The sequence below is a fragment of the Niallia sp. FSL K6-0212 genome, assembly GCF_038007605.1.
GTDB lineage: Bacteria > Bacillota > Bacilli > Bacillales > Cytobacillaceae > Niallia > Niallia circulans.
The window spans coordinates 1,381,781-1,401,279 of the sequence record NZ_JBBOXL010000001.1; the positions used below are offsets into that span (position 1 = coordinate 1,381,781).

Consider the following 19,499-nt stretch of genomic DNA (forward strand, 5'->3'; position numbering starts at 1 on the left):
AGCTGTGATCATTAATCACAGCTCTATAAAAATACTTATTTTTTACAAATCAAAGGAGGATTTTCCTAATGGCAAAAGCTAAATACGATCGTTCTAAGCCACACGTAAATATTGGAACAATTGGTCACGTTGACCATGGTAAAACTACATTAACAGCTGCTATCACAACTGTACTTTCTAAAGTTGGTGGCGGTGAAGCTCGCGGTTATGATCAAATCGACGCTGCTCCAGAAGAGCGTGAGCGTGGAATCACAATCTCTACTGCACACGTTGAGTACGAAACTGCTACTCGTCACTATGCACACGTTGACTGCCCAGGACATGCTGACTATGTTAAAAACATGATCACTGGTGCTGCTCAAATGGATGGCGGTATCTTAGTAGTATCTGCTACTGATGGTCCAATGCCACAAACTCGTGAGCACATCCTTCTTTCTCGTCAAGTTGGTGTACCTCACTTAGTAGTATTCTTAAACAAATGTGATATGGTTGATGACGAAGAACTATTAGAATTAGTAGAAATGGAAGTACGCGACCTATTATCAGAATATGAATTCCCTGGTGATGATATTCCTGTAATTAAAGGTTCTGCTCTTAAAGCTCTTGAAGGAGATGCTGCTTGGGAAGAAAAAATCACTGAGCTTATGGCTGCAGTTGATGAATATATCCCAACTCCAACTCGTGACACTGACAAACCATTCATGATGCCAGTTGAGGATGTATTCTCAATTACTGGTCGTGGTACAGTTGCAACTGGTCGTGTTGAGCGTGGACAAGTTAAAGTTGGTGACGTTGTAGACATCATCGGTTTAGCTGAAGAGAAAAAATCAACTACTGTAACTGGTGTTGAAATGTTCCGTAAATTACTTGATTATGCTGAAGCTGGAGATAACATTGGTGCACTTCTTCGTGGGGTTGCTCGTGAAGAAATCCAACGTGGTCAAGTATTAGCAAAACCAGGTACAATTACTCCACACGTAAAATTCAAAGCTGAAGTTTACGTATTATCAAAAGAAGAAGGTGGACGTCACACTCCATTCTTCACTAACTACCGTCCTCAGTTCTACTTCCGTACAACTGATGTAACTGGTATTTGTAACTTACCTGAAGGCGTAGAAATGGTTATGCCTGGTGACAACATTGAAATGGATGTTGAATTAATTTCTTCTATCGCTATCGAAGAAGGAACTAAATTCTCTATTCGTGAAGGTGGACGTACAGTAGGCGCTGGTGTAGTTGCTACTATCGTTGAATAATAACCTTTGATAAAAACAAGCTGATTCGTCAGCTTGTTTTTTTGTAATTAAATCTATTGTTATTAAAATTGATACAGGTATGTAAATGGTAATTTTAATATTTGAAGATAGAGATAAATGTTAGTCGAAGTAAATATGTTTAATTATTAAGGTTAGCTATAATAGATAGAGTTATTAATATAGAAGAAAGTGGTTTTCCAAAATCTTTCTATATAATCTTTTACTACTTTTTGTTAGAATATAAAAGTCTTACTAATAGTTTTCTTAAATCTAAATGGTTCATTACCAATTGACTGACAATTATACATTGGGTTGAAATATGATCATGGAATATGTATAATAATCTGAGTGTACTAAAACGAAAGAAAAATAATAAATGTTGTTGCTTTTCTAGGCGTTTTTATGTATAATAGACAATGTTGGTCTTTGACTTGCGATGATGTGGGAGGTTGCTGACACACCCGGCCGCTTTGCCATGGCGAGTGTGTGGGAAATTCCTGCGGAGAATGTCTATTCTAAAATAGGCGAAAAGGAGGGAAAATAATGGCAAAACAAAAAATTCGTATTCGTTTAAAAGCGTATGATCATAGAATTTTAGATCAATCAGCTGAGAAAATCGTTGAAACTGCAAAACGTTCTGGTGCTGCTGTATCTGGACCGATTCCGTTACCAACAGAGAAGTCTATATACACAATCCTACGTGCGGTTCATAAATATAAAGATTCTCGTGAACAGTTTGAAATGCGTACGCATAAACGTCTAATCGACATCGTGAACCCAACTCCACAAACAGTTGATTCACTAATGCGTCTGGATTTACCGTCAGGTGTAGATATCGAAATTAAATTATAATTGAAATAAACATTTAAACAATCAGGAGGTGTGACTTAAATGACCAAAGGAATCTTAGGAAGAAAAATAGGTATGACTCAAGTATTCGCTGATAACGGCAATCTTATCCCTGTAACAGTAGTGGAAGCTGCTGAAAACGTTGTTCTTCAAAAGAAAACTGTTGAAGCTGATGGCTATGCAGCAGTACAAATCGGTTTTGAAAACAAACGTGAAAAGTTAGCTAACAAACCTGAACAAGGACATGTTGCTAAAGCAAGTACTGCTCCTAAGCGCTTCGTTCGTGAATTTAGAGATGTTAGCGTGGAAGAGTATGAGGTTGGTCAAGAAGTCAATGTAAGTATTTTCGCTGAAGGCGATATAGTGGATGTAACAGGTATCTCTAAAGGGAAAGGTTTCCAAGGTTCAATCAAGCGCCATGGACAATCTCGCGGACCAATGGCTCACGGTTCTCGTTACCATCGTCGTCCAGGTTCAATGGGACCTGTAGCGCCAAACCGTGTATTCAAAGGTAAAGCATTACCAGGACGTATGGGTGGAGAACAGATTACTGTTCAAAACTTAGAAATTGTTAAAGTGGATGCAGAGCGCAATCTACTATTAATCAAAGGTAATGTACCTGGAGCTAGAAAAGCTTTATTAAAAATTAAAACTGCTGTTAAAGCATAATTATTAATCTGGAAAGGAGGAAATAAGAATGCCTAAAGTTGCATTATTCAACCAAGACGGTAAGCAAGCTGGAGATATCGAATTAAATGAATCAGTATTTGGTATCGAGCCTAACAAAAGTGTTTTATTTGAAGCAGTTGTTATGCAAAGAGCTTCTTTACGTCAAGGAACTCATAAAACTAAAATTCGTTCTGAGGTTGCTGGTGGTGGACGTAAGCCATGGCGCCAAAAAGGTACAGGACGTGCACGTCAAGGATCTATCAGATCTCCACAATGGCGTGGTGGTGGTACGGTATTTGGACCGGTACCGCGTAGCTACAGCTATAAATTACCTAAAAAAGTTCGTAGATTAGCAATTAAGTCTGCATTATCTACTAAAGTATTAGAAGAAAATATTTTAGTATTACAAAGCCTTGCTTTTGAGGCACCTAAAACTAAAGATTTCAAAGCCGTATTAGGTAATCTTTCTGTAGAAAAGAAAGCATTAATCGTTACAGCTGACCTTGATGAAAACGTAGCATTATCTGCTCGTAACATCCCGGGGGTAACAGTTGTTACTGCTTCTGGAATTACAGTATTAGATGTTTTAAACCATGATAAATTAATCATGACAAAAGCAGCGGTTGAAAAAGTAGAGGAGGTGCTTGCATAATGGATGCACGCGATACGATTAAGCGCCCCGTTATCACTGAACGTTCTACTGATTTAATGGTTGATAAAAAATACACGTTTGAAGTTGATGTAAGAGCTAATAAAACTCAAGTTAAAGATGCTGTTGAAGAAATCTTTGGCGTTAAAGTTGAAAAAGTTAACATCATGAACTACAAAGGTAAATTCAAGCGTATGGGACGTTTTGGTGGATACACAAACAAACGTCGTAAGGCAATTGTTAAATTAACAGCTGACAGCAAAGAAATCGAATTCTTTGAAGCTTAATAATAATATTTAGAAGAGGAGGGAACACAAATGGCGATTAAAAAATATAAACCTACCTCCAATGGTCGACGTAATATGACATCTTCAGACTTTAGTGAAATCACTACAAGTACTCCTGAAAAGTCATTACTTGCTCCTTTACACAGAAAAGGCGGCCGTAATAACCAAGGTAAGTTAACTGTTCGTCATCAAGGTGGAGGTCATAAGCGTCAATATCGTGTAATCGATTTTAAACGTGACAAAGATGGCATTCCAGGACGCGTTGCTACAATTGAGTACGATCCAAACAGATCTGCTAATATCGCGTTAATCAATTATGTAGACGGTGAAAAACGCTACATTCTTGCACCGAAAAATTTAGAAGTTGGATTAGAAGTTATGTCAGGACCTGAGGCTGATATCAAGCCAGGTAATGCATTACCACTTGCTAACATTCCAGTTGGTACAGTAATCCACAACATCGAGTTAAAACCAGGTAAAGGTGGACAATTAGTTCGCTCTGCTGGAACAAGCGCTCAAGTGCTTGGTAAAGAAGGAAAATACGTACTTGTACGTTTAAATTCTGGTGAAGTTCGTTTAATTCTTGCTACTTGCCGTGCATCAATCGGTCAAGTTGGTAATGAACAACACGAATTAATCAACATTGGTAAAGCAGGTCGTAATCGTTGGTTAGGTAAACGCCCAACTGTACGTGGATCTGTAATGAACCCTAATGACCATCCACACGGTGGTGGTGAAGGACGCGCTCCAATCGGACGTAAATCACCAATGTCTCCATGGGGTAAACCAACACTTGGTTACAAAACGCGTAGCAAGAAAAATAAATCTGATAAATTTATTGTACGTAGCCGTAAAAAATAACGGGGTTGAACTACGGTTCAATGATAGAACCGTAGAACAATCACGAAGGGAGGTTCCATTATGGGTCGCAGCTTAAAAAAAGGACCTTTTGTTGATGATCATTTACTAACAAAGATCGAAAAATTAAGTGATAGTGATAAGAAGCAAGTTGTGAAAACTTGGTCTCGTCGTTCTACGATCTTCCCACAATTCATCGGTCAAACAATCGCTGTTTATGATGGTCGTAAACATGTTCCAGTTTATGTTACTGAAGACATGGTAGGTCACAAACTTGGAGAATTTGCTCCAACTCGTACTTACAAAGGTCATGCAAGTGACGATAAGAAAACAAGACGTTAATGAGAGGAGGGCATTCTAATGCAAGCAAAAGCTGTTGCAAATACAGTTCGTATTGCTCCTCGTAAAGCTCGTTTAGTCGTAGATTTAATTCGAGGAAAGCAAGTTGGTGAAGCGGTAGCTATTTTGAAGTTAACTCCAAAAGCAGCTTCTCCAATCGTAGAGAAAGTTTTAAAATCTGCTATTGCTAACGCAGAGCATAACTACGAAATGGATATTAATAACCTAGTGGTTGAGCAAGCATACGTTAATGAAGGACCAACTCTAAAGAGATTCCGTCCACGTGCACAAGGTCGTGCAAGTCAAATCAACAAACGTACTAGCCACATCACTATCGTTGTATCAGAAAAGAAGGAGGGGTAATTAGTGGGTCAAAAAGTAAATCCAGTCGGTTTACGTGTTGGGATCATTCGTGACTGGGAATCTAAATGGTTCGCAGGTAAAGATTATGCTGATCTTTTACACGAAGACCTAAAGGTACGTGAGTATATTACAAAACGCCTAAGTGATGCTTCTGTTTCTAAAGTAGAAATCGAGCGTGCTGCTAACCGCTTAAATGTTACTATCCACACTGCTAAACCAGGTATGGTTATTGGTAAAGGTGGTACAGAAGTTGAAGCTTTACGTAAAGCTCTTAACTCACTTACTGGCAAACGTGTACACATCAATATTTTAGAAATTAAAAGAGCAGATATGGATGCAAAACTAGTTGCTGAGAACATTGCTCGTCAATTAGAAAACCGTGTATCTTTCCGCCGTGCTCAAAAACAAGCAATCCAACGTTCAATGCGTGCTGGTGCTAAAGGTATCAAAACAATGGTATCAGGTCGTCTAGGCGGCGCAGATATTGCACGTTCAGAGTCTTATAGCGAAGGAACTGTTCCATTGCACACTCTACGCGCAGATATCGACTATGCAACTGCTGAAGCTGATACAACTTATGGTAAATTAGGTGTAAAAGTTTGGATCTATCGTGGAGAGATCCTTCCAACGAAGAAGAAAACTGAGGAAGGAGGCAAATAATATGTTACTACCTAAACGTGTAAAATATCGTCGTGTTCATCGTGGTAAAATGCGTGGTCAAGCAAAAGGTGGTACAGAAGTTGCATTCGGTGAATACGGTTTACAATCTTTAGAAGCTTCTTGGATTACAAACCGTCAAATCGAGTCTGCTCGTATTGCAATGACACGTTACATGAAACGTGGCGGTAAAGTTTGGATTAAAATTTTCCCTCATAAGCCTTACACTGCTAAGCCTCTTGAAGTCCGAATGGGTTCCGGTAAGGGTGCTCCTGAAGGTTGGGTAGCAGTAGTTAAGCCTGGAAAAATTATGTTCGAAGTAGCTGGTGTATCTGAAGAGATCGCTCGTGAAGCTCTTCGTCTTGCAGCGCACAAACTTCCTGTTAAATGTAAGTTTGTAAAACGTGAAGAAATTGGTGGTGAAACTAATGAAAGCTAATGAAATTCGTGACCTTACCACTGCTGAAATTGAACAAAAAGTTAAATCCTTAAAAGAAGAGCTTTTCAACCTTCGCTTTCAATTAGCGACTGGACAACTTGAAAATACAGCTCGCATTCGTGAAGTACGCAAAGCGATCGCTCGAATGAAAACTGTCATTCGTGAGAGAGAAATCGGCGTCAATAATCGATAAGTTGAGAGGAGGTTCGTAGAATGAGCGAACGCAATCAACGCAAAGTCTATACTGGTCGTGTTGTATCTGATAAAATGGATAAAACCATTACAGTTGTTGTTGAAACATACAAAAAACACCCTTTATATGGCAAACGCGTGAAATACTCTAAGAAGTATAAAGCTCATGATGAGCAAAACACAGCAAAAACTGGCGATATCGTACGCATTATGGAAACTCGCCCGTTATCAGCTACAAAACGTTTCCGTCTTGTAGAAGTAGTAGAAAAAGCAGTTATTATATAATTGTTCGGAATTAAGCATCCCGAAGGGAGGTTACACACATGATTCAACAAGAATCACGTTTGAAAGTTGCTGACAACTCTGGTGCTCGTGAAGTACTTACTATTAAAGTTCTTGGTGGTTCAGGACGTAAAACTGCAAACATCGGTGATATCATCGTCGTTACTGTGAAACAAGCAACACCAGGTGGCGTTGTTAAAAAAGGTGACGTAGTTAAAGCAGTAGTCGTTAGAACTAAAAGTGGTGTTCGTCGTGCAGACGGTACTTACATTCGTTTCGATGAAAACGCATGTGTAATTATCCGTGATGATAAGAGTCCACGTGGAACACGTATCTTTGGACCAGTTGCACGCGAACTTCGCGATAACAACTTTATGAAGATTGTATCATTAGCTCCAGAAGTACTATAATATAAATTTTAATTGCCTTTAAGGAGGTGCGAAAAGATGCATGTTAAAAAAGGTGACAAAGTAATGGTCATCTCTGGTAAGGATAAAGGCAAAACTGGTGTTGTTCTTGCTGCATTCCCTAAAAAAGATCGCGTGATCGTTGAAGGAATCAACATTGTTAAGAAGCACTCTAAGCCATCCCAATTGAATCCACAAGGTGGAATCAATGACCAGGAAGCTGCTATTCATGTATCCAACGTTATGCCTATCGACCCTAAAACTGGTGAACCTACTCGTGTAGGATCAAAAACGGTTGATGGTAAAAAAGTACGCGTAGCGAAAAAATCCGGTGAAATTCTAGATAAATAGTTCAAATGAAGAAGGGAGGTACAATGAATGAACCGCCTAAAAGAAAAATTTGTTAAAGAAACTACTCCTGCTCTTATGAGCAAGTTCAATTATAAATCAGTTATGGAAGTTCCAAAACTGGAAAAAATCGTTGTTAACATGGGTGTCGGTGATGCTGTAGCAAATGCTAAAGCATTAGATGTTGCTGTTGAAGAATTAGCACAAATTACAGGTCAAAAGCCAGTAATCACTCGTGCTAAGAAGTCAATTGCAGGTTTCCGTCTGCGTGAAGGAATGCCTATCGGAGCAAAAGTTACTCTTCGTGGAGAACGCATGTATCAATTCCTTGATAAACTTGTATCTGTTTCTCTTCCACGTGTACGTGACTTCCGTGGTGTATCTAAAAAATCATTTGACGGACGCGGTAACTACACTTTAGGTGTTAAAGAACAATTGATTTTCCCTGAAATTGATTACGATAAAGTAAACAAAGTTAGAGGAATGGACATTGTTATCGTTACAACTGCAAAAACAGATGAAGAAGCTCGTGAACTGTTAACTCAATTTGGAATGCCGTTCCAAAAGTAATCTCTAATTAGAGGGAGGCGAAGATGTGGCTAAGAAGTCAATGATTGCGAAACAAAAACGCACGCCTAAATATAAAGTACAAGAATACACACGTTGCGAACGTTGTGGTCGTCCACATTCTGTGTACCGTAAATTTAAGCTTTGCCGTATTTGTTTCCGCGAATTAGCGTATAAGGGACAAATTCCTGGTGTGAAAAAAGCTAGCTGGTAAAACCCGATATTGGGAAGGAGGTAAATACAAATGGTTATGACAGATCCAATTGCAGATTTGCTTACAAGAATCCGTAATGCGAATATGGTTCGTCACGAAAAATTAGAAGTTCCTGCTTCTAACATCAAAAAAGAGATCGCTGAAATCCTAAAGCGTGAAGGTTTTGTACGTGATGTAGAATATATCGAAGACAACAAACAAGGTATTATCCGCATTTTCTTAAAATACGGTTCAAGCAACGAGCGTGTAATTACTGGACTTAAAAGAATTAGTAAACCTGGTCTTCGTGTTTATGCGAAAGCAACAGAAGTACCTCGTGTATTAAACGGTCTTGGAATTGCATTAGTTTCTACTTCTCAAGGAGTACTTACTGATAAAGAAGCTCGTGCGAAACAAGTTGGCGGAGAAGTATTAGCATACGTTTGGTAATAATAGGTTTAATGAATGGAGGTGCAACTAAATGTCTCGTGTAGGTAAAAAACCAATCGAAGTACCAGCAGGCGTTACAGTTACTATTGATAAAAGTACTGTAACGGTGAAAGGTCCTAAAGGTGAATTAACTCGTACTTTTAATTCTGATATTGCGATCAGCTTAGAAGAAAACGTGATTTATGTAACTCGTCCTTCTGATGTGAAGGAACATCGTGCATTACATGGAACAACTCGTGCATTGTTATCTAACATGGTGGAGGGTGTTTCAAAAGGCTTTGAAAGAGGTCTTGAATTAATCGGTGTCGGTTACCGTGCTCAAAAACAAGGAAACAAACTTGTATTGAACGTAGGTTACTCTCATCCAGTAGAAATCGAACCAGAAGCTGGTATTGAAATCGAAGTACCATCTGCTACGAAAGTAGTTGTAAAAGGAACTAGTAAAGAGCGTGTTGGAGCACTTGCTGCTAACATTCGTGACGTTCGTCCACCAGAACCTTATAAAGGGAAAGGTATCCGTTATGAAGGCGAATATGTACGTAGAAAAGAAGGTAAAACTGGTAAGTAATGCCGCATAGGTAAACGAAAGGAGTGACCTAAATGATTACGAAGGCTGATAAAAATCAAGTTCGTAAGAAAAGACACGCACGTGTGCGTTCTAAACTTAGCGGAACTGAAGCTCGTCCTCGTTTAAATGTGTTCCGTTCAAACAAACACATTTACGCTCAATTAATTGATGATGTTAACGGTGTAACAATCGCAAGTGCATCTTCATTAGATAAAGAGCTTAACCTTGAATCTACTGGTAATTTAGAAGCTGCAGTTAAGATCGGTGAATTAGTAGCTAAACGTGCTGTAGAAAAAGGAATTAAATCAGTAGTATTTGACCGCGGAGGATATTTATATCATGGTCGCGTAAAAGCTTTAGCTGATGCTGCTCGTGAGAACGGCCTAGAATTTTAATAGACAAAGGAGGGACATAAAAAGATGCGTCGTATTGATCCAAACAAACTTGAACTTGAAGAACGCGTAGTTACAGTTAACCGTGTAGCGAAAGTTGTTAAAGGTGGACGTCGTTTTCGTTTCTCTGCTCTAGTAGTAGTTGGGGACAAAAATGGTAACGTTGGTTTTGGTACTGGTAAAGCTCAAGAAGTACCTGATGCAATTCGCAAAGCGGTTGAAGATGCGAAGAAAAATCTTATTGAAGTACCAATGGTTGGTACAACAATTCCACACGAAATTATCGGACATTTCGGAGCTGGTGAAATCCTATTGAAGCCTGCTTCTGCAGGTACAGGGGTTATCGCTGGTGGTCCAGTACGTGCTGTGCTTGAATTAGCTGGTGTAGCTGATATCTTATCTAAGTCATTAGGTACTAACACACCAATTAACATGGTTCGTGCCACTTTAGACGGTTTAAAACAATTAAAACGTGCTGAAGACGTAGCGAAGTTACGTGGAAAATCAGTAGAAGAACTGTTAGGATAAGGAGGGAAATTAAATGGCAAACAATCTGGAAATTACCCTCACTAGAAGCGTAATTGGTCGTCCGCAAGACCAACGCGAAACAGTTAAAGCTTTAGGATTACGTAAGGTAAATCAAACAGTTGTTCAACAAGATAATGCTGCAATTCGCGGTATGATCAATAAAGTATCACATCTTGTAACTGTAAAAGAAAATTAAAAATCATTCTTCTTCAATAAGGAGGTGCCAAAATGAAACTTCATGAATTAAAACCTGCAGAAGGTTCTCGTCAAGAACGTAAACGCAAAGGGCGCGGTATCGGTTCAGGTAATGGTAAAACTGCTGGTAAAGGTCATAAAGGTCAAAACGCACGTTCAGGTGGGGGTGTAAGACCTGGATTCGAAGGTGGTCAAACGCCTTTATTCCGTCGTTTACCTAAACGTGGTTTTACTAATATCAACCGTAAAGAATACGCTATTGTTAATTTAGATACTCTAAATCGTTTTGAAGAGGGAACTGAAGTAACTCCAGAACTTCTTATCGAAACAGGAGTTGTTAGCAACGAAAAAGCAGGAATTAAGATTCTTGCAAAAGGCAACGTAGAGAAAAAGCTTACTGTTAAAGCTCATAAATTCTCCTCTGCTGCAAAGGAAGCTATTGAAGCTGCCGGCGGTCAAACAGAGGTGATCTGATGTTTCAGACAATCTCCAATTTTATGCGCGTGGGTGAAATAAGACGAAAAATCATATTCACCCTATTAATGTTGATTATATTTCGTCTTGGTACATTTATTCCTGTACCGTATGTGAATGCAGACTTTTTAAAAGCACAAGATGCTTTTAGCGCCTTCGGAATTTTAAATACTTTCGGTGGTGGAGCACTAAAGAATTTTTCTATTCTTGCAATGGGAATCATGCCGTATATTACAGCGTCTATTATTGTAAGCTTATTACAAATGGATGTTGTACCAAAATTTACGGAATGGTCAAAACAGGGTGAGGCTGGACGAAGAAAATTAACGCAGTTTACGCGTTACTTTACAATCGTTCTAGCACTTATCCAAGGTTTTGGTATGTCATACGGTTTTAATAATCTTGCTGGTGGTGCATTGATTACAAAACCTGGATTTTCATCCTATTTGGTAATTTCTCTTGTGTTAACAGCTGGTACAGCCTTTTTAATGTGGTTAGGAGAACTAATTACTTCTAAAGGGGTTGGGAATGGTATTTCTATTATCATTTTTGCTGGTATCGCAGCCGGAATTCCTTCTATTGCTAATCAAATCTATGCTCAGCAGTTTGACAACCCGGGTGATCAATTATTCCTTAATATTGTTACGTTAGCTTTAATCGTTCTAGCTGTCATTGCAATAGTAGTAGGAGTAATTTTCATTCAGCAAGCTCTTAGAAAGATACCAATTCAATATGCTAAAAGAATGGTAAACGGAAATAGCAGCACAGGTGGACAATCAACACATTTACCGTTGAAAGTAAACTCTGCTGGTGTTATTCCAGTTATCTTTGCAGTTTCCTTCTTGGTTACACCGAGAACTATTGCATCATTCTTACCGCAAAACGACGTTACTTCCTGGATACAAAGAGTATTTGACTATACTCATCCAATAGGAATGATTATATATACGGTATTAATCCTTGCTTTTACTTATTTCTATGCTTTCATTCAGGTGAATCCAGAACAAGTTTCTGAAAACCTGAAAAAACAAGGTGGATATATTCCAGGTATTCGACCTGGTAAAAGTACGCAAGATTATTTATCACGTGTTCTATCTCGTTTAACACTAGTTGGAGCTCTATTCTTAGCCATTATTGCAATACTTCCTGTATTTTTCATTAATATTGCAGGGCTTCCACAATCGGCTCAGATTGGCGGAACAAGTATTATAATCGTGGTTGGGGTGGCATTGGAAACAATGAAGCAATTAGAATCTCAATTAGTAAAACGACACTATAAAGGTTTTATTAAATAGTATAATTTAGGGGACGCTTGTCCCTTGAATTTTATGTAAGAGAACTTGAGGGGGAATACGCATGAATTTAGTCTTAATGGGGCTCCCTGGCGCAGGTAAAGGTACACAAGCTGAGAAGATTGTCGCGAAGTACGACATCCCTCATATTTCAACTGGCGACATGTTCCGTGCGGCTATGAAAGACGAAACAGAACTTGGACTAAAGGCAAAATCTTTTATGGATAAAGGTGAATTAGTACCAGATGAAGTGACAATTGGTATTGTTCGCGAAAGACTTAGCAAGGATGACTGTGAAAAAGGTTTTCTTTTAGATGGTTTTCCTCGTACAGTTCCTCAAGCAGAAGCTTTAGAAAATATTTTGTCTGATTTGAATAAGAAACTAGACTTTTGTATCAATGTTCAAGTGGATCAAGAGATATTAATGGAGCGTTTAACAGGCAGACGTATTTGTAAAAGCTGTGGTGCGACCTATCATCTAGTGTTTAATCCGCCAACCAAGCCAGATACATGTGATCGTTGTGGAGGCGAATTATACCAACGCGCTGATGATAATGAAGCAACAGTGAAAAATCGTTTAGAAGTTAATATCAAGCAGTCTCAACCATTACTTGATTTCTATGAGTCAAAAGGTTATCTTCGTAATATCAATGGACAACAAGATATTAATAAAGTATTCGTAGATCTTGACGAATTATTAAGTACTTTAAAATAAGAGTAACTTTTGCTTTGACTAATCTGTTCTCTAGCATGGAATAAATCAGAGATAATAAATAGAAGAATTGGGATGAAATGGCTGAGGAGTTTATTCCTAAACATGATGCATTTCCTTTTTTCAAAAGGTATAATAATTTTCATGGTTATATCTGTAACAAAAAAAGCATAACCGTGTTATTTTGACATGTTTATCTTCGTTAAAAGATTAATCAATTTAGATAATTGGTGCAGAGTATTTTGGATTTCATGGTAACTCCGCTTGAATTGCTTTTTTATCTAGTAGTGAAGAAGGTAATGTAACTATTATTCTTTCTATTATGACGATTGGTATTAGAACAGGTGTGCAGTTGTCGAACAGTCTACGAAATCCTTGAAATACGAAATCTATGTGGCTTTTCAAGTGAAACCAAGTATGAGTGGGAAGTTTTAAGGCTAGACTCATGAAGAATGATAATTTTTCTTGAAAAAGGTCATATAAATGCTTGTATACTTCGATACGATAAGACACAAGGCTGTTGATAGAATGTTCGTAATGAGAGGAAAGATCATTTCTTTCTTAAAATGAATGATCTAGCAATGCTAAGTTTAGTTGGTAGCATTAAACCTTTTTCTATTTCTTTGCCTATTATTATATTTTTTTATAATTAATAGCGGACGAAGTACCTTCTCTTATGGTATAATCAATTAGTTGCAGTTAAATGCAGTTTTATTATATTATAGGAGCAGTTCAGAGTAGTTTAATGTACACCGATCGTGTGACAAGAAGAGCTACACTTTGCTATATTAGTTAAGATGGATCTCGTATTTTTTTATGGAAAGGAGAGATTTTCGATGGCTAAAGACGATGTAATCGAAATTGAAGGCACAATCACTGAAACTTTGCCGAACGCCATGTTTAAGGTAGAATTAGAAAATGGTCATACTGTATTGGCTCACGTTTCTGGTAAAATTCGCATGCATTTCATCCGTATTTTACCTGGTGATAAAGTAACGGTTGAGTTATCTCCATATGACTTAACTCGCGGAAGAATTACTTACCGCTTTAAATAATCTGATTGCACTCCGTACTATCAAGGAGGTTAGGATAATGAAAGTTAGACCATCTGTTAAACCAATCTGCGAAAAATGTAAAGTTATCCGCAGACGTGGTAAAGTTATGGTTATCTGTGAAAACCCTAAACACAAACAAAAACAAGGTTAATAACAAGGAGGTGCGCATATAGATGGCACGTATTGCTGGTGTGGATATTCCACGTGAAAAACGTGTAGTAATATCTTTAACTTACATTTACGGTATTGGAAAAAATACTGCACAAAAAGTATTAGCAGAAGCTGGTGTTTCTGAAGATACACGCGTTCGTGATTTAACGGAAGATGAATTAAACAAGATCCGTGATATCATTGACGGTTTAAAAGTAGAAGGGGATCTTCGTCGTGAGATTTCTTTAAATATTAAGCGTCTAATGGAAATTGGTTGCTACCGTGGCCTTCGTCACCGTCGTGGTTTACCAGTTCGTGGACAAAACACGAAAAACAACGCTCGTACTCGCAAAGGTCCTCGTAAGACTGTAGCTAATAAGAAAAAATAATCGGTAAAGGAGGTACATTATAATGGCACGTAAAACTAATACACGTAAACGTCGTGTTAAAAAGAATATTGAGTCTGGTGTTGCTCATATTCGTTCTACTTTCAACAATACTATCGTAACTATTACAGACGTTCATGGAAATGCTCTTTCATGGTCAAGCGCTGGTGCACTTGGATTCAGAGGTTCTCGTAAATCTACTCCATTCGCTGCACAAATGGCTGCTGAAACTGCTGCAAAAGCATCTATGGAACACGGTATGAAAACTTTAGAAGTAACAGTTAAAGGACCTGGTGCAGGTCGTGAAGCTGCTATTCGTGCTCTTCAAGCTGCAGGACTAGAAGTTACAGCGATCAGAGACGTAACTCCAGTTCCTCATAATGGTTGCCGACCACCTAAACGTCGCCGAGTTTAATTTTTCTGTATAAATTTTCTATCCTTGTCTATAATGGGATATGACTAAAACTTTTAGAACCCGTACAGATTTATTAACTAACCCAGTTGTTGTGCACAAGCGGGAACGTAAACATGGGGAATTTCGGTAAAAATTGCCGAGGTTTCGACGTTTTGAAGGAGGGTATATCTTGATGATCGAAATAGAAAAACCAAAAATCGAAACGGTTGAGATCAACGATGATGCCAAATATGGTAAGTTCGTCGTAGAGCCACTTGAGCGTGGATATGGTACTACTTTGGGTAACTCCTTACGTCGTATTCTACTATCCTCACTGCCAGGTGCCGCTGTCACATCCATTCAAATTGATGGGGTACTTCATGAGTTCTCAACTATTGAAGGCGTCGTAGAAGATGTTACAGCTATCATATTAAATATCAAAAAGCTAGCATTGAAAATATACTCTGATGATGAAAAAACTTTAGAGATTGATATGCAAGGTGCAGGGGTAGTAACAGCAGCAGACATTACACATGATAGTGATGTAGAGATCTTAAATCCAGATCTTCATATCGCAACATTAGGTAGTAACGGAAATTTCCGCATGCGTTTAACTGCAAAGCGTGGCCGTGGATACACACCAGCAGAGCAAAATAAACGTGAAGATCAACCTATTGGTGTAATTCCTATTGACTCTATCTTTACGCCAGTATCTCGTGTTTCTTATCAAGTAGAGAATACTCGTGTTGGTCAATTGACTAATTATGATAAGTTAACTTTTGACGTGTGGACTGACGGTAGTACAGGTCCTCAAGATGCTATCGCACTTGGTGCAAAGATTTTAACTGAGCATTTGAATATCTTTGTTGGATTAACTGACGAAGCACAGAATGCTGAGATTATGGTAGAAAAAGAAGAAGATCAAAAAGAAAAAGTTCTTGAGATGACAATCGAAGAATTAGATCTTTCTGTTCGTTCTTATAACTGCTTAAAACGTGCTGGTATTAATACCGTACAAGAATTAGCGAATAAGACGGAAGAAGATATGATGAAAGTTCGAAACTTAGGTAGAAAATCTCTTGAAGAAGTAAAACATAAATTAGAAGAGCTTGGATTAGGATTAAGAAAAGACGACTGAGAAGTCTCTTGATTATGAACGATATCTATAAAGCTTGTATTTTAACAAAAGGAGGGAATCTCACATGGGTTACAGAAAGTTAGGACGCACAAGCGCACAACGTAAAGCTATGTTACGTGACTTAACTACAGACTTAATCATCAATGAGCGCATTGAAACAACTGAAGCTCGTGCAAAAGAACTTCGTTCTGTTGTAGAAAAAATGATTACACTTGGTAAACGTGGAGATCTACATGCACGTCGTCAAGCAGCTGCTTATGTACGTCATGAAGTTGCTAATGCTGAAACAAACCAAGATGCTGTACAAAAGTTGTTCAGTGATGTTGCTGCTCGTTATACTGATCGTCAAGGTGGTTACACTCGTATCATGAAAATGGGACCTCGTCGTGGAGACGGAGCACCAATGGTAATTATCGAGTTAGTGTAATAGGATTTTCAAAGAAACTTAGGGTGCGGGACAGTTTATATTGTTATGAAACTTGTTCAAGTGCCCTTTTTCTTTAATAATCCTCACTTTTAGATCAAGCCAATATAGAGTGTTATGATGAGCATTTATCTTTTTTAATGACTCGTCTAGCTCGTGCACCTCTTCTTTGGATTTAAATCGTTAGAAAGAGGTGCGGGCTTTTTTCATGTTTTATTAGGACTGCAGGGTGCTAAGAAGTGGAATACCATAAGATATATTTAACAAGCATAGAAAAAGGATATCAAAGATTATACAAATAATCTTATGTTAAACCAATTCAAAGCTCGCCCAATTGGCGAGTTTATTTTTTTATCTTGCTTTAACAATGAGTTAGAATAAAAACTGAAATATTTTCAGTGGGTTATTACATGCAGGTTGATAGTCATTAATAGGAATGTAGTAATTTTACTTTATTTATAATCAACAATATCTGGCAGGTAAATGGTGGGAATGTAATGGACCAAAAGATTTTAGTAAAGGTAGAAGATGTATCTTTTAAATATGAGGAGCAGACAGAATTTGCCCTTAATCATGTTTCTTTTCATGTAAACGCTGGTGAGTGGGTTGCGATAGTTGGACATAATGGTTCAGGTAAATCTACGTTAGCGAAGTTATTAAATGGATTACAATACTCTCATGAAGGTTCTATAGTCATCGATGGTATTCCGATAACGGAGGAGTCTGTCTGGGACATAAGGAAAAAGGTAGGAATGGTATTCCAGAATCCTGATAACCAGTTTGTTGGTACAACGGTGAAGGATGATGTGGCTTTTGGTTTAGAAAATAACGCTGTTCCAAGAAGTGAGATGGTAACAAGAGTAGAGCGTTCTTTGGAAAAAGTAAAGATGTTATCTTTTCTTGATCAAGAGCCGCACCATCTGTCTGGAGGACAAAAACAGAGAGTTGCTATTGCAGGAATAATTGCATTGAAACCTGAAATTATCATATTAGATGAGGCTACCTCTATGCTTGATCCTCAGGGAAGAGAAGAAGTCTTTGATATTATGAGAGAGCTGCAAAAAGAAAATATGACCATTATCTCGATTACTCATGACCTAGATGAAGCTGCTAAGGCAGACCGGATTATCGTAATGAATAAGGGTAGGGTATATAAGGAAGGTAGTCCTAAGGAAATATTTAAACTGCAGAAGGAACTTGTTGAAATAGGTTTAGATATACCTTTTACTATTAAGGTTAGAGAAAGCTTAATAAACAAAGGTATTTCATTAGAGGAAATATATTTAACAGAAGAAGAGTTGGTGACAGGCATATGGACATCTCACTTCAAAAAGTAGAGTATCGTTACCAGGAAAATTCTCCGTTTGAGCGCTTGGCGATAGAGGATGTAAGTTTTAATATTCCTTCTGGAAGCTATGTTGCCGTTATAGGTCATACTGGTTCAGGTAAATCTACCATTTTACAGCATCTTAATGCTCTTTTAACCCCGTCTAAAGGGAAAGTGGTAATAGGTGACCGTATACTTGAGGGTGGACAGAAACATAAGAACTTACGGAGTATCCGGCAAAGAGTGGGCATTGTTTTTCAGTTTCCAGAACAACAGTTGTTTGAAGAAACAGTAGAAAAGGATATCTGTTTTGGTCCTCTCAATTTTGGTATTCCTGAATCAGAAGCAAAGATCAGAGCTGTGAAGGCATTAAGTGAGGTAGGATTGTCGGAAGATTTTCTTATGAAATCTCCGTTTGATTTATCAGGCGGTCAGATGAGAAGAATAGCTATTGCTGGTGTGCTGGCTATGGAACCAGATGTACTTGTATTAGACGAGCCGACAGCTGGCTTAGATCCAAGAGGCAGACGAGAAATTATGGATATGTTTTATAAGCTTCATAAAGAGCGAAATTTAACGACTTTTCTAGTTACACATAGTATGGAGGATGCTGCTCATTATGCAGATCAAATAGTCATTATGAATAAAGGGAAAGTTCATCGTCAAGGGACTCCAATAGAAATTTTTAAAGAAGCAGAGGATTTAGCTGCGATTGGATTGAATGTTCCTGAAGTTGTACGATTCCAAAAGAAAGTAGAAGCAAAATTCGGAATGAAGATGGAACGGGTTCACTTAAACATGGAAGATTTTACGGATGAGTTAGCAGTGTATCTTCAGAAGAAAGTAGGGAGCAGTTAATGGGAAAAATGATTATAGGGCGTTTTATTCCCGTTGATTCTACATTACACAGAATGGATCCTCGTTCCAAGTTACTACTTGTTTTCCTATTTATTTGTATTGTATTTTTGGCTAATAATATTTGGAGCTATTTGCTATTGATTGTATATGTAGGTACTTTAGTCGCCATCTCCAATGTACCGATTAAGTACATTTATTTAGGACTGAGGCCAATTTTTTGGTTAATTATTTTTACGTTTATTTTGCATATTTTTTTCACGAAGAATGGAGAGCTATTGTTTGAATGGGGATGGATTACGATTTATAAAGAAGGTATTAGAATGGGGATTCTCATTTCTATTCGCTTCTTCTTGCTCATTATCATGACATCCTTGCTTACGCTGACAACTACGCCAATTGAGTTAACGGATGCAATTGAAACATTATTAGGTCCACTAAAAAAGGTGAAATTTCCTGTTTATGAGCTGGCGCTTATGATGTCTATCTCCTTGCGATTTATTCCGACTTTAATGGATGAGACAGAAAAGATTATGAAGGCTCAGATGGCAAGAGGGGTAGAATTCTCTAGTGGCTCCATTAAAAGCCGTGTACAAGCAATTATTCCTTTATTGATCCCTTTATTTGTTAATTCCTTTAAAAGAGCAGAGGAGCTTGCTATTGCGATGGAGGCACGTGGCTATCAAGGTGGAGAAGGAAGAACGAAATACCGCCAATTAATCTGGAATCCTATTGATACCATAATGATTATTATTCTGTTACTAATAACAGCTATGCTGTTTGTGTTAAGAACATAATGGAGAA

The 19,499-nt window shown here is 38.1% G+C and carries 33 protein-coding genes; all 33 read left to right on the forward strand.

Annotated elements, in window-relative coordinates; translation table 11 throughout:
• Positions 1 to 68 precede the first annotated feature (68 nt).
• Entirely contained in the window at positions 69 to 1,256 is a 1,188-nt protein-coding gene (gene tuf / locus MHH96_RS06385; protein WP_047943714.1) for an elongation factor Tu, read from the forward strand.
• 543 nt (positions 1,257 to 1,799) lie between these two features.
• On the forward strand, positions 1,800 to 2,108 hold the full coding sequence (gene rpsJ, locus MHH96_RS06390) for a 30S ribosomal protein S10 (protein WP_009336571.1): 309 nt from the start codon (positions 1,800 to 1,802) through the stop codon (positions 2,106 to 2,108).
• Positions 2,109 to 2,147: 39 nt separating this feature from the next.
• A complete protein-coding gene (gene rplC / locus MHH96_RS06395) occupies positions 2,148 to 2,774 on the forward strand; it encodes a 50S ribosomal protein L3 (RefSeq protein WP_047943715.1) in 627 nt (208 codons plus the stop codon).
• 28 nt (positions 2,775 to 2,802) lie between these two features.
• The gene (gene rplD, locus MHH96_RS06400) at positions 2,803 to 3,426 is read left to right on the forward strand and encodes a 50S ribosomal protein L4 (RefSeq protein ID WP_047943716.1); all 624 of its coding nucleotides are present in this window, start codon (positions 2,803 to 2,805) and stop codon (positions 3,424 to 3,426) included.
• Positions 3,426 to 3,710, forward strand: coding sequence for a 50S ribosomal protein L23 (rplW, locus tag MHH96_RS06405; protein WP_016204560.1), 285 nt, complete (start codon positions 3,426 to 3,428; stop codon positions 3,708 to 3,710). The genes rplD and rplW overlap by 1 nt, the downstream gene beginning before the upstream one ends.
• A 30-nt stretch (positions 3,711 to 3,740) precedes the next feature.
• Positions 3,741 to 4,571: a 50S ribosomal protein L2 gene (rplB, locus tag MHH96_RS06410; RefSeq protein WP_016204561.1), complete on the forward strand. Its 831-nt coding sequence runs from the start codon at positions 3,741 to 3,743 to the stop codon at positions 4,569 to 4,571.
• 60 nt (positions 4,572 to 4,631) lie between these two features.
• Positions 4,632 to 4,910 carry a 30S ribosomal protein S19 gene (gene rpsS / locus MHH96_RS06415; RefSeq protein WP_016204562.1) on the forward strand — a complete coding sequence of 93 codons (279 nt, stop codon included), beginning with the start codon at positions 4,632 to 4,634 and terminating at the stop codon, positions 4,908 to 4,910.
• Between the two features lie 18 nt (positions 4,911 to 4,928).
• Positions 4,929 to 5,270 carry a 50S ribosomal protein L22 gene (rplV, locus tag MHH96_RS06420; RefSeq protein WP_047943717.1) on the forward strand — a complete coding sequence of 114 codons (342 nt, stop codon included), beginning with the start codon at positions 4,929 to 4,931 and terminating at the stop codon, positions 5,268 to 5,270.
• 3 nt (positions 5,271 to 5,273) lie between these two features.
• Positions 5,274 to 5,930 (forward strand): 30S ribosomal protein S3, encoded by a 657-nt coding sequence (rpsC, locus tag MHH96_RS06425; RefSeq protein WP_047943718.1) that lies wholly within the window; start codon positions 5,274 to 5,276, stop codon positions 5,928 to 5,930.
• Between the two features lies 1 nt (position 5,931).
• Positions 5,932 to 6,366 carry a 50S ribosomal protein L16 gene (rplP, locus tag MHH96_RS06430; protein ID WP_016204565.1) on the forward strand — a complete coding sequence of 145 codons (435 nt, stop codon included), beginning with the start codon at positions 5,932 to 5,934 and terminating at the stop codon, positions 6,364 to 6,366.
• Entirely contained in the window at positions 6,356 to 6,559 is a 204-nt protein-coding gene (gene rpmC / locus MHH96_RS06435) for a 50S ribosomal protein L29 (protein ID WP_003351417.1), read from the forward strand. The genes rplP and rpmC overlap by 11 nt, the downstream gene beginning before the upstream one ends.
• Before the next feature lie 20 nt (positions 6,560 to 6,579).
• Positions 6,580 to 6,843 (forward strand): 30S ribosomal protein S17, encoded by a 264-nt coding sequence (gene rpsQ / locus MHH96_RS06440; RefSeq protein WP_031537905.1) that lies wholly within the window; start codon positions 6,580 to 6,582, stop codon positions 6,841 to 6,843.
• A 38-nt stretch (positions 6,844 to 6,881) separates the two neighbouring features.
• Positions 6,882 to 7,250, forward strand: a complete 369-nt coding sequence (gene rplN / locus MHH96_RS06445; protein ID WP_016204567.1) for a 50S ribosomal protein L14 — start codon at positions 6,882 to 6,884, stop codon at positions 7,248 to 7,250.
• A 36-nt stretch (positions 7,251 to 7,286) separates the two neighbouring features.
• Positions 7,287 to 7,598 (forward strand): 50S ribosomal protein L24, encoded by a 312-nt coding sequence (gene rplX, locus MHH96_RS06450; RefSeq protein WP_016204568.1) that lies wholly within the window; start codon positions 7,287 to 7,289, stop codon positions 7,596 to 7,598.
• Between the two features lie 27 nt (positions 7,599 to 7,625).
• On the forward strand, positions 7,626 to 8,165 hold the full coding sequence (rplE, locus tag MHH96_RS06455) for a 50S ribosomal protein L5 (protein WP_047943719.1): 540 nt from the start codon (positions 7,626 to 7,628) through the stop codon (positions 8,163 to 8,165).
• Positions 8,166 to 8,190: 25 nt separating this feature from the next.
• The gene (rpsN, locus tag MHH96_RS06460; RefSeq protein ID WP_009499044.1) at positions 8,191 to 8,376 is read left to right on the forward strand and encodes a 30S ribosomal protein S14; all 186 of its coding nucleotides are present in this window, start codon (positions 8,191 to 8,193) and stop codon (positions 8,374 to 8,376) included.
• Positions 8,377 to 8,406: 30 nt separating this feature from the next.
• Entirely contained in the window at positions 8,407 to 8,805 is a 399-nt protein-coding gene (gene rpsH / locus MHH96_RS06465) for a 30S ribosomal protein S8 (protein ID WP_016204570.1), read from the forward strand.
• A 31-nt stretch (positions 8,806 to 8,836) separates the two neighbouring features.
• Positions 8,837 to 9,373, forward strand: a complete 537-nt coding sequence (gene rplF / locus MHH96_RS06470) for a 50S ribosomal protein L6 (protein ID WP_341116915.1) — start codon at positions 8,837 to 8,839, stop codon at positions 9,371 to 9,373.
• A gap of 32 nt (positions 9,374 to 9,405) precedes the next feature.
• Positions 9,406 to 9,768 carry a 50S ribosomal protein L18 gene (rplR, locus tag MHH96_RS06475; protein ID WP_047943721.1) on the forward strand — a complete coding sequence of 121 codons (363 nt, stop codon included), beginning with the start codon at positions 9,406 to 9,408 and terminating at the stop codon, positions 9,766 to 9,768.
• Positions 9,769 to 9,792: 24 nt separating this feature from the next.
• The gene (gene rpsE, locus MHH96_RS06480; RefSeq protein WP_047943722.1) at positions 9,793 to 10,293 is read left to right on the forward strand and encodes a 30S ribosomal protein S5; all 501 of its coding nucleotides are present in this window, start codon (positions 9,793 to 9,795) and stop codon (positions 10,291 to 10,293) included.
• A gap of 13 nt (positions 10,294 to 10,306) precedes the next feature.
• Entirely contained in the window at positions 10,307 to 10,489 is a 183-nt protein-coding gene (gene rpmD / locus MHH96_RS06485; RefSeq protein WP_016204574.1) for a 50S ribosomal protein L30, read from the forward strand.
• Between the two features lie 32 nt (positions 10,490 to 10,521).
• Positions 10,522 to 10,962 (forward strand): 50S ribosomal protein L15, encoded by a 441-nt coding sequence (rplO, locus tag MHH96_RS06490; RefSeq protein WP_047943723.1) that lies wholly within the window; start codon positions 10,522 to 10,524, stop codon positions 10,960 to 10,962.
• Positions 10,962 to 12,257 carry a preprotein translocase subunit SecY gene (secY, locus tag MHH96_RS06495; protein ID WP_047943724.1) on the forward strand — a complete coding sequence of 432 codons (1,296 nt, stop codon included), beginning with the start codon at positions 10,962 to 10,964 and terminating at the stop codon, positions 12,255 to 12,257. The genes rplO and secY overlap by 1 nt, the downstream gene beginning before the upstream one ends.
• Positions 12,258 to 12,318: 61 nt before the next feature.
• The gene (locus MHH96_RS06500) at positions 12,319 to 12,969 is read left to right on the forward strand and encodes an adenylate kinase (RefSeq protein ID WP_061800912.1); all 651 of its coding nucleotides are present in this window, start codon (positions 12,319 to 12,321) and stop codon (positions 12,967 to 12,969) included.
• Between the two features lie 833 nt (positions 12,970 to 13,802).
• Positions 13,803 to 14,021: a translation initiation factor IF-1 gene (gene infA / locus MHH96_RS06505; RefSeq protein WP_016204578.1), complete on the forward strand. Its 219-nt coding sequence runs from the start codon at positions 13,803 to 13,805 to the stop codon at positions 14,019 to 14,021.
• Positions 14,022 to 14,058: 37 nt separating this feature from the next.
• Complete coding sequence (gene rpmJ / locus MHH96_RS06510; RefSeq protein ID WP_000868344.1) at positions 14,059 to 14,172, forward strand: 50S ribosomal protein L36; 114 nt, start codon at positions 14,059 to 14,061, stop codon at positions 14,170 to 14,172.
• Positions 14,173 to 14,194: 22 nt separating this feature from the next.
• A complete protein-coding gene (rpsM, locus tag MHH96_RS06515) occupies positions 14,195 to 14,560 on the forward strand; it encodes a 30S ribosomal protein S13 (RefSeq protein WP_016204579.1) in 366 nt (121 codons plus the stop codon).
• Positions 14,561 to 14,582: 22 nt separating this feature from the next.
• Positions 14,583 to 14,972 carry a 30S ribosomal protein S11 gene (gene rpsK, locus MHH96_RS06520; protein WP_016204580.1) on the forward strand — a complete coding sequence of 130 codons (390 nt, stop codon included), beginning with the start codon at positions 14,583 to 14,585 and terminating at the stop codon, positions 14,970 to 14,972.
• 172 nt (positions 14,973 to 15,144) lie between these two features.
• Positions 15,145 to 16,089, forward strand: a complete 945-nt coding sequence (locus MHH96_RS06525; RefSeq protein ID WP_016204581.1) for a DNA-directed RNA polymerase subunit alpha — start codon at positions 15,145 to 15,147, stop codon at positions 16,087 to 16,089.
• Positions 16,090 to 16,153: 64 nt separating this feature from the next.
• Complete coding sequence (gene rplQ, locus MHH96_RS06530) at positions 16,154 to 16,516, forward strand: 50S ribosomal protein L17 (RefSeq protein WP_016204582.1); 363 nt, start codon at positions 16,154 to 16,156, stop codon at positions 16,514 to 16,516.
• A gap of 494 nt (positions 16,517 to 17,010) precedes the next feature.
• Entirely contained in the window at positions 17,011 to 17,850 is an 840-nt protein-coding gene (locus MHH96_RS06535) for an energy-coupling factor ABC transporter ATP-binding protein (protein WP_047943726.1), read from the forward strand.
• Positions 17,826 to 18,698, forward strand: a complete 873-nt coding sequence (locus tag MHH96_RS06540) for an energy-coupling factor ABC transporter ATP-binding protein (RefSeq protein ID WP_341116916.1) — start codon at positions 17,826 to 17,828, stop codon at positions 18,696 to 18,698. The genes MHH96_RS06535 and MHH96_RS06540 overlap by 25 nt, the downstream gene beginning before the upstream one ends.
• Positions 18,698 to 19,492, forward strand: coding sequence for an energy-coupling factor transporter transmembrane component T family protein (locus MHH96_RS06545; protein WP_047943728.1), 795 nt, complete (start codon positions 18,698 to 18,700; stop codon positions 19,490 to 19,492). The genes MHH96_RS06540 and MHH96_RS06545 overlap by 1 nt, the downstream gene beginning before the upstream one ends.
• Positions 19,493 to 19,499 lie beyond the last annotated feature (7 nt).

What these genes read in the sequence shown, in the direction of transcription:
- rplF (WP_341116915.1), top strand. Translation starts at nt 8,837, where the DNA reads ATGTCTCGTGTAGGTAAAAAACCAATCGAAGTACCAGCAGGCGTTACA.
- rpmJ (WP_000868344.1), top strand. Translation starts at nt 14,059, where the DNA reads ATGAAAGTTAGACCATCTGTTAAACCAATCTGCGAAAAATGTAAAGTT.
- MHH96_RS06525 (WP_016204581.1), top strand. Translation starts at nt 15,145, where the DNA reads ATGATCGAAATAGAAAAACCAAAAATCGAAACGGTTGAGATCAACGAT.
- MHH96_RS06540 (WP_341116916.1), top strand. Translation starts at nt 17,826, where the DNA reads ATGGACATCTCACTTCAAAAAGTAGAGTATCGTTACCAGGAAAATTCT.
- rpsK (WP_016204580.1), top strand. Translation starts at nt 14,583, where the DNA reads ATGGCACGTAAAACTAATACACGTAAACGTCGTGTTAAAAAGAATATT.
- rplE (WP_047943719.1), top strand. Translation starts at nt 7,626, where the DNA reads ATGAACCGCCTAAAAGAAAAATTTGTTAAAGAAACTACTCCTGCTCTT.
- MHH96_RS06545 (WP_047943728.1), top strand. Translation starts at nt 18,698, where the DNA reads ATGGGAAAAATGATTATAGGGCGTTTTATTCCCGTTGATTCTACATTA.
- rplO (WP_047943723.1), top strand. Translation starts at nt 10,522, where the DNA reads ATGAAACTTCATGAATTAAAACCTGCAGAAGGTTCTCGTCAAGAACGT.
- rpsJ (WP_009336571.1), top strand. Translation starts at nt 1,800, where the DNA reads ATGGCAAAACAAAAAATTCGTATTCGTTTAAAAGCGTATGATCATAGA.
- rpsM (WP_016204579.1), top strand. Translation starts at nt 14,195, where the DNA reads ATGGCACGTATTGCTGGTGTGGATATTCCACGTGAAAAACGTGTAGTA.
- infA (WP_016204578.1), top strand. Translation starts at nt 13,803, where the DNA reads ATGGCTAAAGACGATGTAATCGAAATTGAAGGCACAATCACTGAAACT.
- rpmD (WP_016204574.1), top strand. Translation starts at nt 10,307, where the DNA reads ATGGCAAACAATCTGGAAATTACCCTCACTAGAAGCGTAATTGGTCGT.
- tuf (WP_047943714.1), top strand. Translation starts at nt 69, where the DNA reads ATGGCAAAAGCTAAATACGATCGTTCTAAGCCACACGTAAATATTGGA.
- rplP (WP_016204565.1), top strand. Translation starts at nt 5,932, where the DNA reads ATGTTACTACCTAAACGTGTAAAATATCGTCGTGTTCATCGTGGTAAA.
- rplQ (WP_016204582.1), top strand. Translation starts at nt 16,154, where the DNA reads ATGGGTTACAGAAAGTTAGGACGCACAAGCGCACAACGTAAAGCTATG.
- MHH96_RS06500 (WP_061800912.1), top strand. Translation starts at nt 12,319, where the DNA reads ATGAATTTAGTCTTAATGGGGCTCCCTGGCGCAGGTAAAGGTACACAA.
- rpmC (WP_003351417.1), top strand. Translation starts at nt 6,356, where the DNA reads ATGAAAGCTAATGAAATTCGTGACCTTACCACTGCTGAAATTGAACAA.
- rplW (WP_016204560.1), top strand. Translation starts at nt 3,426, where the DNA reads ATGGATGCACGCGATACGATTAAGCGCCCCGTTATCACTGAACGTTCT.
- rplX (WP_016204568.1), top strand. Translation starts at nt 7,287, where the DNA reads ATGCATGTTAAAAAAGGTGACAAAGTAATGGTCATCTCTGGTAAGGAT.
- rplB (WP_016204561.1), top strand. Translation starts at nt 3,741, where the DNA reads ATGGCGATTAAAAAATATAAACCTACCTCCAATGGTCGACGTAATATG.
- rplN (WP_016204567.1), top strand. Translation starts at nt 6,882, where the DNA reads ATGATTCAACAAGAATCACGTTTGAAAGTTGCTGACAACTCTGGTGCT.
- rpsE (WP_047943722.1), top strand. Translation starts at nt 9,793, where the DNA reads ATGCGTCGTATTGATCCAAACAAACTTGAACTTGAAGAACGCGTAGTT.
- rplR (WP_047943721.1), top strand. Translation starts at nt 9,406, where the DNA reads ATGATTACGAAGGCTGATAAAAATCAAGTTCGTAAGAAAAGACACGCA.
- rpsS (WP_016204562.1), top strand. Translation starts at nt 4,632, where the DNA reads ATGGGTCGCAGCTTAAAAAAAGGACCTTTTGTTGATGATCATTTACTA.
- secY (WP_047943724.1), top strand. Translation starts at nt 10,962, where the DNA reads ATGTTTCAGACAATCTCCAATTTTATGCGCGTGGGTGAAATAAGACGA.
- rpsH (WP_016204570.1), top strand. Translation starts at nt 8,407, where the DNA reads ATGGTTATGACAGATCCAATTGCAGATTTGCTTACAAGAATCCGTAAT.
- rplV (WP_047943717.1), top strand. Translation starts at nt 4,929, where the DNA reads ATGCAAGCAAAAGCTGTTGCAAATACAGTTCGTATTGCTCCTCGTAAA.
- MHH96_RS06535 (WP_047943726.1), top strand. Translation starts at nt 17,011, where the DNA reads ATGGACCAAAAGATTTTAGTAAAGGTAGAAGATGTATCTTTTAAATAT.
- rplC (WP_047943715.1), top strand. Translation starts at nt 2,148, where the DNA reads ATGACCAAAGGAATCTTAGGAAGAAAAATAGGTATGACTCAAGTATTC.
- rpsQ (WP_031537905.1), top strand. Translation starts at nt 6,580, where the DNA reads ATGAGCGAACGCAATCAACGCAAAGTCTATACTGGTCGTGTTGTATCT.
- rplD (WP_047943716.1), top strand. Translation starts at nt 2,803, where the DNA reads ATGCCTAAAGTTGCATTATTCAACCAAGACGGTAAGCAAGCTGGAGAT.